This is a genomic window from Companilactobacillus nodensis DSM 19682 = JCM 14932 = NBRC 107160, assembly GCF_000615905.1.
GTDB classification, from domain to species: Bacteria; Bacillota; Bacilli; order Lactobacillales; family Lactobacillaceae; genus Companilactobacillus; species Companilactobacillus nodensis.
On the sequence record NZ_BAMN01000003.1, the window covers coordinates 177,245 to 195,716 of the forward strand.

The window sequence follows — 18,472 nt, forward strand, 5'->3', positions numbered from 1 at the left end:
TATATAATAGGAAAATAGTTGTTGAATAATTTGACGTATTCCTTTACAATAATAGGGTTGAATAATAAGACAATACTAGTAAAGGGAGGAGGGATTTAGATGTCACAAAATACACATAAAGCTATACAGGCCACCGCCGTCCCGTTAACTCAAAGAACGGTGAAGAACGCATGGCAAAAGCCCAAGCCGTTAAAGAATTCCTTAAGAGTCGCGATGAAAAAGCCGCTAAGTAATTAGTTTGCTTGAGCCGATAGACATTTGTCTGTTGGCTCTTTTTTTGTACTCTTTTCGACGTTTTGCCATTTCATATACCATTTGTCTGTGATAAGTATATTATTATCTCTAATGAACTTAGGGGGAGGTAAGCAATATGAGATTTGAACAATTAAAACGTCAACCAAATGCAATTCTGAGGAAAAAATTATATAAGTCAGGAAAGAGCTGGGTAATTGCTTCTACTTTGGCATTCGCCGGAGGGATGATCTTGCTTGGATCAGCTCAAGGAACAACTGTCAAAGCCGATGTTACTGATGGTGTTGCTACAGAGGGTACAGCAATTGCTCCGTCTAATATTGGTGAGACAGATGGCAGTAATACGGAGACTGAAGAAGATTCAGGGAGTACTAAGACCGAAGCACAACCAAGTGATGCAAATTCTGATAAGGGTACAGGTGATAGTGCAGGTACCACACAAGATTCTACTGGATCTGGTAATGGTAAAGAAACTACTTCCAACACGGATAAAACCCAAGCCTTTGCCGTTCCGGCAACTGGAAATATAAACGGTGATAATACAGATACTGTTCAAAGTGATAAAACACAACAAGCTGCACCGGTTGCCCCAAGCGATGATACGAGTATTAATTATGGAAATGTCGGTGCGAATAATGATTTTGCAGGAAGCTCTTGGTATATAAATCAAGGAGTCCTACATATTGGTGCAGGTACATGGGGAGATATTAATGGCTTTAAGTGGGGGAAGAATCCATCTAAAATAGAATCAATCTACTTTGATGGTCCTGTTACTGCAGGTAGCAGTATTTCAGGATTGTTTTCTGGGCTTACTAATTTAAGAAGTGTAGGGAATATGAAGGGAAACTTTGATACTTCTAAGACAACGGATTTTTCTACAATGTTTATGAATTCTGGACTTACTAGTTTTGATTTTTCAATATTAAATATGTCTAATGCAATTGAGATAAGCTCAATGTTTGAAAATACTAATATTACATCTGTTAATCTTTCAAGTATTAATGCCCCCAATCTATTAAATTGTTCTCGGATGTTTGCAAATACTGCAGAATTGAAAGCTGCAAATTTATCTAATTTTAATTTTTATAGTTCAGATATTCAGTATATGTTCACTCAATCTGGTTTGACCTCTATTAATCTGAGTGGCATTAATACTTCGAATACAAAAAATGATTATGGAGTATTTGATGGTGATACGAAGTTAGTAGATCTAGATCTTTCTGACTTTACTATGAATACTCAAACCCTTGAGTATGGTTATAATTTATTACTCTTTTTAGGTAGTCAACCTGCAGATCATGTAACTTTAAATGATGTAAAAATTCATAGTTTAACATTAAATCCCACTCTAAATTTAGCTGATTCAGGACTAGTATTTAATACTAACTTGTACAAAGGTTGGGTAAGTGATAAGAATCCAACAGCAGATCCAATTTCGAGTGAGAAGTTAATGTCAGAATATGATGGAACCAATTCACCAAAAGAAATTCAAACGTGGACTCTTGTAAAAAAGGATCCTGTTAAACCATATAATCTGACCGTAAATATAAGTTATGATGACAACCCTAAGAAAGATACTCAACTACTGATATTGCCAGGTAATCCTGAAGACATCAGTAATGACTCAGTATTTCAATCTGACCTAGATAAACTTCCAAATAATAATCAGACATTAGATTTTAAGAATACGAGTTTTTATTTAAGCGCGTTTTCCAATGAAGCTTCCGAATCTCATCTCATTGATTTTGCTAAATTTGTAGGCTTGTCGGATACGGAAACAAATTTGAAAGTTATTATTAATGCTCTGGTAGATTTATTGAAGCAACAAGGAATGTTATCTAAGGGTGGTGACGGAAGCCCCATAAACTTTGTAGATGCACATTACAAAACATATGAAGCACCAGCAGTTACACCACCTGTCCATAACGGTGGTAGTAGCTCAAATAGCAGTAATTCGTCAGCAACGGAACCTGATAGAGAAGTGGATGACGTCAATTAAACTTCCGCAACATATAGTGATAGTCCAAAGGCTCAGCTTTATGACTTCGATGGTAATGCACTTGAAGATGAATTCTTGAATCAAAATACTAGCTGGTATAATGACAAAAAGATGATCCTAAATGGTACAACGTACTATCGTGTCTCAACTGACAAGTGGGTTAAGGCTAGCGATGTCTATATCTATGTAGGCAATAATACTTATGTCAGAGTGTACCAAAATACGCTCGGTGAGCTTGTTAATGCACACGGATCAACAGTTAGCCGTGAACTCAAATCATCCACTGACTGGAAGTCTGACAGAGCTGCAAATATTAATGGTGAAAAATACTATCGTGTCGCCACTAATGAGTTTGTCAAAGCTAGTGATGTTTATGAATATAGTTATGATTCACCAATAGTTTCGACCACCAAAACAACAGTTGTTTATGATGAAAGAGGTAACGCAGTATCAACACAATTACCGACTAATTCATCATATAAGACAGATAGATACGAAATGATCAATGGCGAAAAATACTATCGTATTGCTACAGATCAATTTGTTAAAGCAGAAGATGTTAATTTATAGAACATAAAAAATCCATGACCGCAGTCATGGATTTTATTCTGCCTTCAATTTACTGTAAACATCGTTCGGCATATCTTTTTGGAACACTTCTTTGTAAGTATAAACGTAGGCACCTTTAGTCATTACTTCTAAGTAGTGGCCTTGTTTCAACTTTCCCATACCGGTGAATTGAATAGGGTGCTCATTGCCATCCTTATCGTAACTAGTTAGATTATAGTCGTAGTTACCATAACCATCTTCATCTTTACCTTTAGCATTATCGATTTTTACATAATGTGGTTCTTTTTTCACCAAGAAGTTATATTGTCCCAATGCCTGTGAAAATTGATCTGTACGATCCTTGGTGTATGCACACGCACCAACGTATGCCAATCCTATAATAGTAGCTGATAACAACAAAAACTTTAGTAGACTTCTCATTTATCCTTACCTCCTGAGAAATATACTAAAGTTTTTTAGATTAATTCTACATTTGTTTCACTTACATTCTTCTTACAAAATCGTAAGCTACTTAATTCCCCACCAATCGAAGTTGATTGTATAGTCCACGATCTTGTTGAAGAGATCAGCAATAATGTTTAGCATGACCAACACCTCCAACATATATTTAACTTCTTTACAACCTTATTATACCGCATATTGGAAGCGCTAACACAAATATAGATTTATAAATAAATTTATCTCCAGATTTCTTTTTGAATCGACTTAACGAGTGCTAATTTGGCCCATTCTTGTTGTTCCGTGAGAACATTTCCTTCTTCAGTTGAGGCGAAGCCACATTGAGTTGAGAGCCACAATCTATCCAATGGAAGATACTTGCTGGCTTCATTGATGCGATCAATGATAACTTGACGATCTTCTAGCTCACCTTTTTTAGAAGTGATCAATCCTAGTACAACACGTTTGTCACCAGAGACTTTGGCGAGTGGTTCGAAGTCACCGGCACGTGTTGAATCGTATTCAAGGAAGTAGGTGTCGACATTTTCTTTAGCAAAGACTGTATCGGCAACGGGACCATAGCCACCAGCAAAAGCGAAGTCTGAATGATAGTTACCACGACAGATATGTGTATTGATCGTCAAATCATCTGGTAAGTCTTTGATAGCGCCGTTGTTCAATTCAAGTAGGATATCTTGAATACCTGAGTTGGCGTAAGCTTGACCATCTGGAGTTGCGAGGAACTTGTCATCGAGGAATAGTCCCCATGAGCAATCGTCTAGTTGAATGATACGGGCACCTTCGTCGTAGAAGGCAAGAATAGCGTCGTGATAAGCTTTTTCGATATCGGCATAAAGGTCTTCATCTGTATCGTAGAATTCTTTAATCTTGTCAGCGTTCGTGCCACGGACCAATTCAATATAGAGTTGAGCTGGAGCAGGGATGGTTTGCTTAGGTTCTACAGCAGTACCGTCAGTTAGTGATTTCAAGAATTTGAAGTGCTTGATAAATGGGTGAGTATTTTTGTTGAACCTGATCTTACCTGAAAGAATTGCTGTATCATCACGTGTTTCTTCGTGAGCAAAGTTATAACCTTCACCGTAGTGAATATGGTCGATTCCTTCGAAGCCCCAGAAGAAGTCGAGGTGCCAATATGAACGTCTGAATTCACCGTCAGTTACGTAATCTAGTCCGGCATCGATCTCTTTGTTAACTAGGTCTTTGATCGATTCGTTTTCGATAGTTGTTAGAGTATCATGGTCGATGTTTCCAGCTGCGAAATCCTTACGTGCTTGTTTGAGTACATCTGGTCTTAAGAAGCCTCCTACATGTTGAAATCCAATCTTTGTTTGTGTTTTTGTCATAATATTTTCCTCCGTTAACTATATTTAATCCAAAAAAATCGTCCCTACATGCACAGAATTACTCTGCGATGTAGGGACGATTACCGTGGTACCACCCTATTTCATATTTTGCTTACACAAAATACCTCAACGACACTAACATGTCCGGGATGATATCGCATCCTTGCGTACCTTTGGCTTTCACCTAGGTAAGACTCCAAGCTCATCTTCAGTTAAGTTTTCGTTCCGCCTTTTCACCATCTAGCGGTCACTATGCAAACTACTCATTAACTTACTCTTCTCTTCAACGTCTAATTGGATTAAATAAGTTTTAATTATTTGATTGGTGATAAAATTACACCATGTTTAATTCTTTGTCAAATTTAATTTATAAATTATTTTGTGTTGACGATGTTTTTTGTAATCTCACCGTTGAGCAATTTGATCTGTGTGTCCATTGCTTCGTAGACCATGTTATGAACAGCTCGTTTAGTGTAGAAGGCAGTATGAGGTGTGATAATAACATTGTCACGGCTGGCCAGATTCTTGAATTTTTCATTAGGAATAGCATCGAAACTACCGAAGTCTTTTTGGAAAATACCATTTTCGTTATCAAGTACATCAAGTCCAGCACCGGCAATTTTACCAGAGTCTAGTCCAGCAATCAGAGCGTCAGTATCAACTAGACCACCACGGGCACAGTTGATCAAGTATGAACCTTGTTTCATCTTAGAAATAGCGTCAGCATCGATCATATGATAGTCCTGAGGTGCTAGAGGAGTATGGATCGAGATGATGTCTGCTTGTGCAAGTAGTTCGTCGAGTGAATCAACGTAGATACCAAGGTTTTCGAGGGCAGGGTTAGGGTCAATATCGTAAGCAATGACCTTAGCGCCGTAACCGAATTGCATGATGCGGGCGAAGACACTACCGATGTGTCCTGTACCAATGACACCAACGGTTTTACCAGCAATTTCAGTACCAATAGTAGGCGACCATTTGAGGTTACCAGCACGGAACTTGTCATCAAATTCTGGAACACGGCGAAGCAAGCGACCTACTAAGAAGGATGCGTGTTCGGCGATAGCATTAGGTGAATAGACAGGGACGTTTGTCAGTGTAAATCCGAAGTCATTGAGGTCCTTAAAGTTAAAACCATCAACACCAACATTTCTAACTGATAACTTGCTGATACCATAGTCATGGAGCATCTTCAGTGCTTCACGAGCATATGGCTCACGTTGGACGGAACAAACTCCATCATAGCCCTTAGCCAAGTTCGCGTTGTCAGGTGTCAGAATATCATGTGTAAAGCCAACTTCGACCTCAGGATGTTCTGCCATCCAGTTTTTTAGAGGAGCCTCTTCGTCTCCGCCACGAACGCCAAATACGTAAATCTTCATAAATAAATCCTTCTTTCTGTGAGATATATTAGAATATTAATAAATTCTAATAAACTGTGTAATTAAGTGTAACGCAATTTTTACAAAATAAAAGGGGCAAATGGTCAATTCATGAAAAAATGAAAAGTTATGCTATTCTTTAGGGAGTAAGGATGGAGGAGTTAAACCATGACCAGGAAATATTCAATACCACAATTAATAGGCTTCGCCATTATGATTATCACAAACGGAGCTGCTATTTTAACGGTCCTTCACACGTTTCAAAACTCAGCCTTGTTAGTCATGACATCGAGAAGCCTGATCGTGTCAGCGATAGGGCTGGTGGTTTTTGTAGGTTATTCATTATTACAATTATTGATTTACTTTGCTATCGCAAGGTTGGATCAAAATAACGACGGTTGGGCAGTGGTTCTGCTCTTAGTCGGATTAATGAATCATTTGTACTGGATACCAGCCATTTGGTCACTTATCGTTAAGTATGTTAGACAGTTAAGAGAATACAAAAATAGACCTATCTCGTAAGATAGGTCTATTAGTTTGCAATTATTTAGATGTGTCGACCAAGTTGTTTGGTGTTTCACCATCGATCAAAGCCTTATTGGAATCAAAGGCAACGGTGATCATATTGTGGACGGCTGTTTCAGTATAAAAGGCATTGTGAGGTGTGATGATAACATTGAGTCGTTCAGCCAAATTCTTGATCTTAGGATTTGGTAGGTTATCAATGCTGCCCCATTTGTGTCCGAAGACGGAATTCTCATTGTCGAGAACATCGAGACCTGCACCACCGATTTTGCCACTATCTAAGCCGGCAATCAGAGCGTCAGTGTCGATCAATTCACCACGAGCACAGTTGACGATTATAACGCCGTCTTTCATTTGAGAAATAGCTTTATCATTGATCATATACTTGTTACTATCGAATAATGGTACATGTAGTGTGATGATATCTGATTGCTTATAAAGCTCTTCAAGACTATCAACATACAAACCTTGCTTCTCTATATCGGCGTTATGGTATACATCGTAAGCTACGACTTTAGCACCGAAACCTTGCAAGATCTTGATCACAACACGACCGATGTGACCAGTTCCGATAACACCAACGGTTTGTTCACGGTATTCTCTACCGATAGTAGGTGCCCAAGTGAAGTCACCGTTGTCGAATTTTACATCGACTTCTGGTACACGGCGTAATAATCTACCCATTAATAGAACCGTATGTTCAGCGATTGCATTAGGTGAATAGACTGGTACATTAGTCAACTTCATACCGAAGTCATTTAAATCTTTGAAGTCAAAATTATCGAAACCTACGTTACGAATAGAAATGGATTTGATGCCGTATTCTGACAACTTTTCCAAGGCTTCACGTTCGTATGGAGTTGTTTGTAAAGTTACAACACCATTGGAGCCTTTAGCCAATTTTGCTGTATCTGGTGTCAAAGTATCGCCAGTGTAGCCGACCTCGACGTCCGGATGAGCAGCTTCCCACTTCCTCAATGATGACAATTCATCGTCACGAATTCCGTAAGCAAAAATTTTCATAATTTGTCGATCTCCTTAGTATTAATTAGTCTCCATCAGTATCATATCTATTTAGTATGTAGATAGCAAAGACAACGATTACGGCCCCGATGATTTCGGGAAGATTAACACTATAAGATAAGAAGATAACACTCAATACTAAAGTGGTGAATGGTTGAACTGCATCTGTAATACTGATAGTTGCGGCAGTTGTGTACTTAGTACTGAAGACCATTAATAGGAAGGCAATAACGTTACTCAAAAGAATAACCGTTATAACGCCGATCAAACTCTTAGTTGATAAGTGTGGCGGATTGACCCAAACAGGTGTAAAAATGTTTGAGAAGACACCAGCTATCAACATTCCCCAACCAGTTACCAGTAAACCATTGTGCTTGGCGATCAGTCGTTGTGGAATGACGATGTAGAGTGCAGCTGTGATACCACCACCGATACCCCAGAGAAGTGATACAAATGGGATAGCAAGGTGAGAAATGTCACCACGGGTGATCAACAGTACAACACCTAGCAAGGCTAATGCGAATGAAATAACATCGATACGTAAGACCTTCTTGTGTGTGAAGATAACGGCTCCTAACATAATGAATAGCGGTGATAAGTATTGTAAGATCGTGGCAGTCGAAGAATTACCTGTTTGGATTGCGTAGAAGAAGGTGTACATATTAGCGAATAAACCGAAGATTGAAAAGGCAACTAGTGTTAATGTATCCTTCCATGATTTAAAAATCGAAAAGAATTCTTTTTTTGGTAAAACAATTAATGCGATTATTAGCAAAATAACCCCGGCGACTAAAGTTCTAGTTCCTACGAACCACATGGCTGGAATGTTACTGTCCTTAGCAACGATTTGTTGGACAGCGCCGGAAACACCCCAAATAACTGATGCAAGGAAAGCTAAGAGAAATCCTTTATGCAAGGTTTTCTTAGTCATTTTCTTACTTTCATCCATAATTTTCCTCCTAAAAAACGAGCCCTTAGCTCTGTATAAAAAACACTGATAGAGACATTATACAGGTTAGTAAATGACTTTGCCCGAAAAAAACCTGAGATAGAAAAACTATCTCAGGCGTTATGAACGATTAAAGGTTCTTGTCCATATTAAATGTAAGTTTTGAAAGATTGATACCCTTTGTATAAAGTTGTCCGAATAGCTTGTGAGTCTTGTCGGCCATTTCTTTAACAACTTTTTGGTTTCTAGTAGTTAAGAATTCAACTAGTTCTTCACCAGTGTAGTTCTTAGCCAATTTGTCAGTTTCAGCAACACTCATACGCAAGTCTTGTCGGACTTCTGTTAGGAAGTCGATATCGTCTTGAATGAAGTCTGTGTAATGTGATTCTACAAGAACTGACAAGGCGTTATACATCCAGTAAGCATCCTTGAAGTTGAACTCTAGTGATGCGTCGTTGTAACTGGCATCTGTTTCGTTCATGTTTGTGTAGAAAGGAATGTATGGTGTGTATGTTGGGAAACCGATACATAACCACATGATAGCTGCGAATTCTTCAGGAACGTCGTTTCTGATTTGTAGCACATGTGAGTTTTGAGTTCTGTTCAAACCAATTGGACGGTAACGATACTTGTCAGCATCTGAAGCGTCAGGACTGAATGGATCGTATGGTGTCTCGTTGTAGTGTGAACCAAGAACATATTCGATATCGTCAACTGAGATCTTGTGATCTGTCTTCATGATGAATGGCAATTCACCGTCTTCTGGATCTTGTTCGATTTCAGGGTTGAAGAATTTTTGACCGAACCAAACACGTGGTGTGTTGTAGTGGCGATCTTTCATATTATCTGTACCGAAGATGTGACGGAAATTGAAACCAGTCTTGTCTGTGTTCAAGTGATTTGATTCAACGAATTCTTGAATGCCATCTGACCACATGAATTGTGAAGGGTCATTGAAGTCAACTTGTTGGATCGAGACACGGTTAGCACATACAGCGTAACTGTCATCAGGGATACGTTGAGCTACCCAGTGATGACCAGAAACGATTTCCATGTACCAAACATCATCGCTGTCACTGAATAGAACAGAGTTACCAGCAGGTGAACCGTATTTGGCGATCAATTCACCAGTGCGTTGAACGGCACCTTTAGCTGAATCGACATAAGGTAGGACCATACGTACGATAACATCTTCGTCCATACCATCTTTAACAAGTGGATCAAAGGCCAAGGCACGTTCGTTACCATAAGTACTTTCAGTCGCTGACATAGCAACGTTAGCACCATTGATACCACTCTCATCGTAGTAACCGAATTGTTTGTAGTCTACGTTAGGAACAGCAGGCCATTTGTAGCCATTTTCAGGAACTTCTCCTTCAAATCCGTTAAGCCATGATTTAACTTTACGGCCTTTTTCGCCTCAACAGCTGGGTTTAATACGAAGCTATGTGGTGCGACTGCAAAAAATGTGTCGTCATTTCTAGCAATCATAGTTGATCCATCTAAACTGGCGTTCTTACCAACCAAGATAGTTGTACAAGCGTCATCCAAATGATTTTTCTTCATTATTATGAAATCCTCCTATTTAATACTGATTTATATTTTATCATATTTGAAAACGGTTATCATTTACATAGTTATTCCATTTAATTCCGAATTAGTGATATAATTTTTAATGTTAAGTAACCAAAGTTATATCTAATTACGAACTATATCACTGATAGTTACATATATAGTTCGTTTATGATAAATGATTTTCATTAATTTATTGGGGAAGGTGCAGAATGGATTTAAAAACACTCAAAACTGAAGATTCGTTCTTGAAGAATCTGCTACTCGGTTTTCAACATTTGCTAGCCATGTATTCTGGGGATATTTTGATCCCAATTTTGATTGGCGCAGCATTAGGATTTAGTTCTACTCAAATGACGTATTTGATTTCAGTGGATATTTTTATGTGTGGGGTCGCTACCTTACTTCAAATCAAGCGTACACCATTGACTGGTATTGGATTGCCAGTTGTCTTGGGATCAGCCGTTGAGTATGTAACACCGTTACAAAACATTGGACATCATTTCGGGATCGCCTATATGTATGGTGGAATTATCGCTGCTGGTATTTTTATCTTATTGATCTCTAAAATGTTTGCTAAACTAAAGAGATTTTTCCCACCAGTTGTCACAGGTTCTTTGATCACTTTGATCGGTTTCACTTTGATCCCAGTTGCTTTCCAAAACATTGGTGGTGGCGACGCTACTGCTAAGAACTTTGGTGATCCAACTGATTTGATTTTAGGATTTTCTACAGCACTTATTATTTTGATCATTAGTATTTGGGGACGAGGATTTGTTAAGCAAATTGCGGTTTTGATCGGTATCGTTGTCGGTTCGGTTGCGGCAATTGCGATGGGAACTATTGGATTCTCAAGTGTTCATAACGCACATTGGTTCCAATTACCAATTCCATTTTACTTTGCAACGCCTAAGTTTGAATGGTCATCGATCTTGATCATGCTGTTGGCTTCATTGACATGTATGATCGAATCAACTGGTGTTTATTATGCTCTAGCTGAGATCACTGAACGTGACTTGAATGAAAAAGACTTGCAACATGGTTATGCATCAGAAGGAATTGCGGCTATTCTTGGTGGAATCTTCAATACATTCCCATATTCGACTTTCTCACAAAACGTTGCGATCGTTCAGTTGTCAGGTATCAAGAAGAATAAGCCAGTTTATTTCTCAGCCTTTCTTCTTATCTTGTTAGGATTGATTCCTAAGGTGGGAGCAATTGCCACTTTAATTCCAACATCTGTCTTGGGTGGAGCAATGTTGATTATGTTCGGTACCGTAGGAGCATCTGGAGTTAAGATGCTTTCAAAAGTTGAAATGAACAATGAAAACATGTTGATCATGGCAGTTGCTATTGGTTTGGGACTCGGTGTTACCGTTCAACCAACCTTATTGCACTTCTTGCCATCAACTTTACAAACTATTTTGAACAACGGATTAGTTGTTGGTAGTTTCTCAGCCATTATCTTAAATATTGTGTTAAACCCACGTACAAAAGAGGCCTAAGGGTCTCTTTTTTTATTCGCCAAATTTTCTTATTTAGACCAAAGTTGCATCATAAATTGTTCACATTCGGCCGATATAATTTCCTTAAATAGAAGAATAAATATAAATAATATATAAAACTACAAAGGAAAACTTATATGGCAGAAATAAAATATTACTATCTAACTTCAACAATTAAACAAATGAATACTGATTTCAACATTGTTCTGGCAACCACCGATCCAACCGAAGCGGTTCAGCAGGTGTTTGATGAAGCTAAACATCATATTGAAATCGAGTTACATGAAATCGATGATGATTTTTCGATTGAGAAGAAAGATTCGTTGGTTTCAAAGTTTCAAAAAGGTGATCAAGATCCACTGATCAATTCTGAGCCCTTCCAATTAGTCTACGACAAGACGATCATTGCTGAACAAATGACGCAGCATTATTATAGTGCTTATTTCAACGGTAAATACGACCCTACTGGAATTATTAAGGGTTGGGCGATGGAACGTTTATTTAATAATTATCTTAAGCCGCTACTGAGTACAACTGGTATTGAAGGTGTTTCATTCAAGAGCGGTGAGGATATCAAATTAGCGACTCGGCGAGATTCTGATTATCGTTGGAGCATAAATATCAACAAGCCTAATACGGATGATAATTTGAGTAGTTATTATTTACAAAATGGTGCAATCGCAACTGTAAATAATCTCAACTTTGAAAGAGTTCCTCGAAGCCGTGATAGTCAGATGGAACAGGTAACGATTCTTAGTGATGATTTAATCGACTCGGTCGTCTGGGCGAATGCTGGAATCTCTGCAGGGACAGAATTATTCCCTGAAATGATCGTCAGGTCAGATTTGACAGGAATGTTTATTGATAAAAAACTCGGGATCGTGAATTTTCGCGATGGGTCAGTCAGTACAAATAAAAAAATATTTTTAAAATGAAAATCTCTCAAGAAACCTTGGGAGATTTTATTTGTAATCAGATTATTAATTTTCTAAGTTCCGTCATATTTTGTTCACATAATCCTTTTACAATAGAGTTGTGGAGTTAAAAAGAACACCACAACTAAAATAAAAATTCAAAAACTTAAAATAACAAAATATGATAAGGAGTAATCGCCTATGACCGAATTTTTAACCAAAACCATTAATGCCATGAATATTCCGTTTATAATTCGTTTGGCGTTCGACCACAAAGATGACAAGAATGAAGATATCATGATCGGCACTTACGAAAAAATGAATCGGTATTTGGAACAGATCGACATTCAATATTCACCCTTTAGAGATAATTCATTAGTTTCGAGATTTCAACGAGGAGATAAGCAACCATTGTTGAATTCTGATGCTTTTAAGTCATTTTATTCGAAGACAGTCGTTGTTGGAGAATTGTCCAATGGATCATTTGAAGTTTATTTCAACGGTGCGCCAACCAAGTTGATCAAAAGTTGGGCGATCGAACAGTCCTTTAACAAATATCTGATTCCGCTATTTGAAAATGACAATGTCATTGGAATTTCACTGGAAGGCAGAGGGAACGCCAAGTTTGCTGTTCGTCCCTCAACCGACTTTGAATGGAAGATTCAAACAGTTTTGAAAGATTACAACATGCGTTACGGTTCGATTTCAACGGCAAAAATCGATAGTCGGACTAAGTATCTGGAAAAAGACCAAATGGATGCGATTCAAGAGTTGGCCGTTGTTGGCAATGACCTAATGGATACGGATATCTGGCTAACGTCGGTATTGTAGCTGGAACTGAGAAGTTTACCGATTTGATTCAAAGTTCATATTTGTCAGGAATGTTGATTGATAATGAAGAATCAATTATTTTCGCTGAAGGAGTTTTGAATCGTCATCACAATGAAAAGACGCTTAACTTGGATAAGATTAGAGAAAAATAAAAAATCCTCTGAATTTAATTGTAAATTCAGAGGATTTTGCTTTATTAAAGCACCAATCCCATGCCAGCGAGACTCGATGCTTGCCCGTTCTTACGAATCTGCTCAATCCGTGCTTTGTCTTCAGGAACGTCAGCTTTAATTTGATTATAAACTGTCATCATTTCTGGAGGCATTTCGTGATGTTCTAGATAATATTGAGAAATTGCATTCGAAAGCCTTAAGATGACTTTCAAATAGTTTTCATTGCTGTCGTCAGCTTCAAGCTTTGCGGCATTTTCTTCGATGATCTTTTTAAAAATAGGATTGCTTTTTATTTCAGTATTGCTATAAGCCTTACTTAGACTCTTAAATAATTCATCGGATTTATTAGTCAAAATGGTCATCTCCATTTTTAATATAAGGTCTAGTCGTCCCAAACATCGACGGAATCAGTAAATCCATCAGGATTACCGTTCCAGAAGAAGTCGCCGTACCAAAGGCTGCGTTTGTCAGTATCAAGGCTATTGATTCTTTCAACGTCTTCGTCACTTAGTTCAAAGTCATAGACATCAGTATTTTGAATAATACGTGCTTCGTGGACTGACTTAGGAATCGTGATGATACCACGTTGCAAGTCCCAACGTAAGATAACTTGAGCAACAGACTTATGATATTTGTCAGCGATAGCTTTCAAACGACTGTCACCAAGTACAGCACCGCCGCCAAGTGGAGACCAGGCTTCGAGATAGATATTGTGCTTGTCACAGAAGTTCTTGATATCTTCTTCTTGGCAAAGCGGATGAAATTCCATTTGGTTAACGGATGGCTTGATCGATGCATGTAAGATGATATCTTTCATCTTGGCGATATCGAAGTTAGATACTCCAATCGCACGAGCCTTGCCGTCACGATATATTTTTTCAAGTGCGCGCCATGTGTCGAGATACTTGCCGCTAACTGGCCAGTGGATCAACAGAAGGTCAACATAACTAGTTTGTAGACGTTTGAGTTGTCCTTCGAAGTTTTCGAGAGTTGATTCATAACCTTGATCGCCATTAAAAACTTTAGTAGTTAAGAAAATATCTTCACGTTTTAAATTATTGTCAGCGAGAGCCTTTTGGAGTCCTTCACCAACACCTTTTTCATTACCGTATTGCTTGGCAGTGTCGATGGCCTTGTAGCCATGTTTGATTGCCCATTGAACGGATTGAGAAGCACCAGTGTTGTTTACTTTCCAAACGCCTAATCCTAATTGGGGCATTTCAACACCATTATTGAGTGTTACTGTGGAATCTAATTTTAAAGTCATATAAAAACCTCCATATAAGTATTTTAACGCAAAAGATTTTGTGATTCTTGTAAAAAGGGTTGTTATTTGGTATAGTTCGAGATGTCTACATTTACCAACAATGGTAGCTATTTCATAAATGAAAGGTATAGTCCGTAATATGCAAAAAACATTCACAAGTACTAATGAAATAAAATCAGAGATCATTAATTTGTCGGCAATTCTCAACTTGCCCAAAGGAACCGAGGCGTTCATCAGTGATATTCACGGCGAATATGACGAGTTCGCACACATTCTTCGCAATGGCTCAGGTAATACTAAGCAAAAGATCGGTGAATTATTTACCGGTCGTCTGACCGAAGAAAGCCAAAAAAAATTAGCCTTCTTGATCTACTATCCTTCAGAAATATTGAAACAAACTAAGAAAAATATCAAAACCCAGCCAGAATTATGTCAGTGGTACATGACAACTTTTAATAATTTGATTGAAATGCTGCGTTATACTGCCAATAAATACACACGTTCAAAAGTCAGAAAGGCTATCAAACCAGACTTTGTCTACATTACAGAAGAGCTGTTATATGCGGATACGACTGACGCCACTAAGCATCAATATTACCGTGAGGTAATGGATAATATTATCAGCTTAGATATGGCAGATGCCTTCATCATCTCAACTTGTCATACAATCCAACGTTTGGTTGTTGATCATTTACACATTATTGGGGATGTCTATGACCGTGGACCACATCCTGACTTTATCATCGAACATTTGATGAAACGCTGGGGCAGTCTTGATTTTCAATGGGGCAACCACGATATTCTATGGATCGGTAGTGCTGCCGGTTCTAAGTTATGTATGGCTAACTTAGTTAGAATCAGTGCTCGGTATGATAACTTGGATATTTTGAGTGACTCATACGGAATTGATTTTGAAGAGCTCGAAAAATTTGCTTTGAAGAATTATCAGCCACTAGATTCCTTCAAACCTAAATCTGATACCGGGACTAAGATATCCTCTAAATTGGAAAAACGCAACAATTGTGTTCAACAGGCGATGGCCATCATGCAGTTCAAACTTGAAGGATCAGCGATTAAACGTAATCCGGATTTTGAAATGGAATCACGGATGTTATTGGGTAAGTTAAGTAGTGACAAGAAGCACGTTAAGATCGATGGCAGGGAATACGACATCACTGATGGCTGTTTCCAACTGGTCGATTCCGATGATCCTTACAAACTGACTAATAAAGAACAAAAAATCCTGGACAACTTGATCCAACAATTCATCGCTTCGCCAAAGCTTCGTTACCACATGGGATATATGTTGAATAATGGCTCCATGTACCTGCGTTATAACGGTAATCTATTACTTCATGGCTGTGTTCCAGTCGATGAAAATGGTGAAATGTTGAGTCTCAAGTTAGGTGATAAGAGTTATTCGGGTAAGAGCCTGTTTGATTTCTTTGAAGTAACTTTGAAGAATGCCTTCCAAAAACCACAGACTGAAGAATGCTTCAATTCTGATATTCTCTGGTATCTCTGGACTGGCAAGTTATCACCATTATTTGGTAAGGAAGCTATGACGACCTTTGAGCGTTACTTTGTCGACAATAAGGAATTGCAGCATGAGAAGAAGAATCCTTACTATTCACTTCGTAAGGAGGAGTGGTTTGCTGATAAATTACTCCAAGAATTTGATTTGGATACAGAGCAAGGTCACATTATCAATGGACATACTCCAGTTAAAATTGGACACACACCGATCATGGCTAATGGCAAGATTTTTGTGATCGATGGTGGTATGTCTAAGCCATATCACAAGACGACTGGTATCGGCGGCTATACATTGCTGTCCAATTCATATGGATTACAGTTAGTGACACACGAGCCATTTACCACTCGTAAGCGAGCTATCGAAGATATGACCGACGTTGTTTCGACCAAACGTGTCATTGAACAATCGGTTAAGCGCAAGACAGTTGCCGACACTGATATCGGTGCGCAAATAAAAAAGCAGATAGAGGTTCTATCTGCTCGTTTGAAACATTAAGTTTTATTTTATTCTGATAAAGCTTTCTTAGGTAAGATCAAGTTCAAAACGATACCTACGATCGTCGCAACACCGATACCGGTGAATTGGAATGAACCGATTTTCAAGTAGGCATTACCAATACCGATAACTAGAATTACTGACGCAATCATAAGATTGTGTTTTTTATTGAAGTCAACTTTGTTATCAACTAAGATTCTCAAACCACTTGAGGCGATAACACCGAATAGTACAAAACTGATACCACCGATAACTGGTCCAGGGATAGTTTGAATCAAGGCGCTCAACTTACCAACGAAACCGAATAAGGCGGCGAAGACAGCAGCACCAACGATAACGTACACACTGAAGATCTTGTTGACGGCCATAACACCGATGTTTTCACCATATGATGTAATTGGTGGACCACCGACTAAACCGGCGAAGATTGAGGCTGTACCATCACCGGCAAGGGTTCTGTGTAGTCCAGGATTCTTGAAGAAGTTTCTGTGAGTCAATTCGTCAAGAACCATGATATGACCAAATGCTCAGCCATTGTAACGAAGGCAATCGGGGCAAAACTCAAGATGGCATCCCAATAAATTTTCTTAGGTGTGTAACTGATAAATGGAAATTCGAATTGAGGCAATTGTAACCAAGGCGTTGAAGCAACCTTAGAGAAGTCCACGATACCAAAGGCGACAGAGATCGCATATCCGCAGACGATACCGAGAAGGATAGCAATATTACTCCAGAAACCTTTGAAGTACATATTGAATAAGACGGTTAAGAATAATGTGATCATTGAAATGATAAAGAATTTCAGATCGTAATGACCATTGTTCATCATGGCGTTGTCAGCGGCTGATCCGGCAACTGAAAGTCCAATAACGATGATGATCGGTCCAACTACGATAGGTGGTAAGGCCTTGTCGATCCAATCTGATCCGGCAATCGCAACGATTGAAGCGACAATCAGATAAACCAAACCAACAGCGATAGTACCTTGAGCAACTCCGGCGTAACCAGCAGTCTTCATTAAGGCGACACTAGGAACAATGAAAGAAAAACTGGAACTCATGTAGGCAGGGATTCTACCTTTGGTGATCAAAATATGTAGGATGGTACCAATACCGGAACTGAATAACGCAATACCAGGATCCAGCCCAATTAGTAACGGTACAAGAACAGTTGCTCCAAACATTGAGAATAAGTGCTGTAATGATAAGAGCCACCAGCTACCCAAAGGTGGCCTTTCGTATAAGTCGATCACCGCTTCCGGATTTCGATACGATTTGTCGTTTGCATCCATGATACTCTTCCCCCATTTTGTATTAGAGAGTGGAGGCAAGCGTTAAAACCTTGAGCATTACCTAGACTAGTGAATTTGCCACGTAGTGGTGAAGTCACTAGTCGTAGTAAGCGCAGAGGTTTGCTTGCCGCAACTCGTTTTCGAAAACGAGCTCCGAAAGACAGATTCCTGCGCCTGCTACAGATAACAAATGCACCAACTGCGTTGGCACCTTCGTTATCTTAGGCAGTGCTCAAAATCTCCCGTCTTTCTCCGCTCTCTGCAAAAAATAGTCCTCTATCCCGTGTTTGTACGAAATAAAAGACTTAACGTGTACCTTTTTAGCCTCACGGGACCAATGTTAAAGGACTATTTGATTTTCTTAATCATAATAGAGTTGAAATGC

At 38.7% G+C, this 18,472-nt stretch carries 15 protein-coding genes and 3 pseudogenes; 9 read left to right on the top strand and 9 right to left on the bottom strand.

What is annotated here, in order from left to right; genetic code table 11:
• Positions 1-370 precede the first annotated feature (370 nt).
• From JCM14932_RS03415 to JCM14932_RS03420, 3 genes and pseudogenes are all read left to right on the top strand, one after another.
• Positions 371-2,251, top strand: coding sequence for a BspA family leucine-rich repeat surface protein (locus JCM14932_RS03415; RefSeq protein ID WP_025023635.1), 1,881 nt, complete (start codon positions 371-373; stop codon positions 2,249-2,251).
• A 39-nt stretch (positions 2,252-2,290) separates the two neighbouring features.
• A pseudogene (locus tag JCM14932_RS17385) lies at positions 2,291-2,410 on the top strand (hypothetical protein); the annotation flags it as partial.
• A gap of 21 nt (positions 2,411-2,431) precedes the next feature.
• Positions 2,432-2,821: an SLAP domain-containing protein gene (locus JCM14932_RS03420; RefSeq protein ID WP_369342634.1), complete on the top strand. Its 390-nt coding sequence runs from the start codon at positions 2,432-2,434 to the stop codon at positions 2,819-2,821.
• Positions 2,822-2,854: 33 nt separating this feature from the next.
• On the opposite strand, the gene JCM14932_RS03425 is transcribed toward JCM14932_RS03420, so the two are convergent.
• From JCM14932_RS03425 to JCM14932_RS03440, 3 genes are all read right to left on the bottom strand, one after another.
• Positions 2,855-3,241: a YxeA family protein gene (locus tag JCM14932_RS03425; protein ID WP_025023637.1), complete on the bottom strand. Its 387-nt coding sequence runs from the start codon at positions 3,239-3,241 to the stop codon at positions 2,855-2,857.
• A 257-nt stretch (positions 3,242-3,498) separates the two neighbouring features.
• A complete protein-coding gene (locus tag JCM14932_RS03435) occupies positions 3,499-4,626 on the bottom strand; it encodes a 5-methyltetrahydropteroyltriglutamate--homocysteine S-methyltransferase (protein WP_025023638.1) in 1,128 nt (375 codons plus the stop codon).
• A gap of 371 nt (positions 4,627-4,997) precedes the next feature.
• Positions 4,998-6,005: a D-2-hydroxyacid dehydrogenase gene (locus tag JCM14932_RS03440; RefSeq protein WP_025023639.1), complete on the bottom strand. Its 1,008-nt coding sequence runs from the start codon at positions 6,003-6,005 to the stop codon at positions 4,998-5,000.
• A 168-nt stretch (positions 6,006-6,173) separates the two neighbouring features.
• On the opposite strand from JCM14932_RS03440, the gene JCM14932_RS03445 reads away from it, so the two are divergent.
• The gene (locus tag JCM14932_RS03445) at positions 6,174-6,527 is read left to right on the top strand and encodes a hypothetical protein (RefSeq protein ID WP_025023640.1); all 354 of its coding nucleotides are present in this window, start codon (positions 6,174-6,176) and stop codon (positions 6,525-6,527) included.
• A 21-nt stretch (positions 6,528-6,548) separates the two neighbouring features.
• Here the strand turns inward: JCM14932_RS03445 and JCM14932_RS03450 are convergent, their stop codons facing one another.
• From JCM14932_RS03450 to JCM14932_RS14410, 3 genes and pseudogenes are all read right to left on the bottom strand, one after another.
• Entirely contained in the window at positions 6,549-7,553 is a 1,005-nt protein-coding gene (locus JCM14932_RS03450; protein ID WP_025023641.1) for a D-2-hydroxyacid dehydrogenase, read from the bottom strand.
• A gap of 25 nt (positions 7,554-7,578) precedes the next feature.
• A complete protein-coding gene (locus tag JCM14932_RS03455) occupies positions 7,579-8,502 on the bottom strand; it encodes a DMT family transporter (RefSeq protein ID WP_025023642.1) in 924 nt (307 codons plus the stop codon).
• 130 nt (positions 8,503-8,632) lie between these two features.
• Positions 8,633-10,068, bottom strand: a pseudogene (locus JCM14932_RS14410) (C69 family dipeptidase).
• Positions 10,069-10,286: 218 nt separating this feature from the next.
• Between JCM14932_RS14410 and JCM14932_RS03465 the strand changes: the two are divergent.
• The 4 genes from JCM14932_RS03465 to JCM14932_RS17390 all read left to right on the top strand — a co-directional run bounded on the left by JCM14932_RS03465 (position 10,287) and on the right by JCM14932_RS17390 (position 13,476).
• Complete coding sequence (locus JCM14932_RS03465) at positions 10,287-11,579, top strand: nucleobase:cation symporter-2 family protein (RefSeq protein ID WP_025023643.1); 1,293 nt, start codon at positions 10,287-10,289, stop codon at positions 11,577-11,579.
• A 137-nt stretch (positions 11,580-11,716) separates the two neighbouring features.
• Complete coding sequence (locus JCM14932_RS03470) at positions 11,717-12,514, top strand: hypothetical protein (protein ID WP_025023644.1); 798 nt, start codon at positions 11,717-11,719, stop codon at positions 12,512-12,514.
• Positions 12,515-12,694: 180 nt separating this feature from the next.
• Positions 12,695-13,324, top strand: a complete 630-nt coding sequence (locus JCM14932_RS03475) for a hypothetical protein (protein ID WP_025023645.1) — start codon at positions 12,695-12,697, stop codon at positions 13,322-13,324.
• 23 nt (positions 13,325-13,347) lie between these two features.
• Entirely contained in the window at positions 13,348-13,476 is a 129-nt protein-coding gene (locus tag JCM14932_RS17390; RefSeq protein ID WP_268870357.1) for a hypothetical protein, read from the top strand.
• A gap of 44 nt (positions 13,477-13,520) precedes the next feature.
• Here the strand turns inward: JCM14932_RS17390 and JCM14932_RS14415 are convergent, their stop codons facing one another.
• Both JCM14932_RS14415 and JCM14932_RS03490 read right to left on the bottom strand, forming a co-directional pair.
• The gene (locus JCM14932_RS14415; protein ID WP_025023646.1) at positions 13,521-13,850 is read right to left on the bottom strand and encodes a bacteriocin immunity protein; all 330 of its coding nucleotides are present in this window, start codon (positions 13,848-13,850) and stop codon (positions 13,521-13,523) included.
• A gap of 29 nt (positions 13,851-13,879) precedes the next feature.
• Positions 13,880-14,764, bottom strand: coding sequence for an aldo/keto reductase (locus tag JCM14932_RS03490; RefSeq protein WP_025023647.1), 885 nt, complete (start codon positions 14,762-14,764; stop codon positions 13,880-13,882).
• A gap of 139 nt (positions 14,765-14,903) precedes the next feature.
• Here JCM14932_RS03490 and JCM14932_RS03495 point away from each other — a divergent pair, with 139 nt between their 5' ends.
• Entirely contained in the window at positions 14,904-16,796 is a 1,893-nt protein-coding gene (locus JCM14932_RS03495) for a fructose-bisphosphatase class III (protein ID WP_034542529.1), read from the top strand.
• Between the two features lie 8 nt (positions 16,797-16,804).
• Here the strand turns inward: JCM14932_RS03495 and JCM14932_RS14420 are convergent.
• Positions 16,805-18,087 (bottom strand): annotated as a pseudogene (locus JCM14932_RS14420) (solute carrier family 23 protein).
• Between the last annotated feature and the right edge of the window lie 385 nt (positions 18,088-18,472).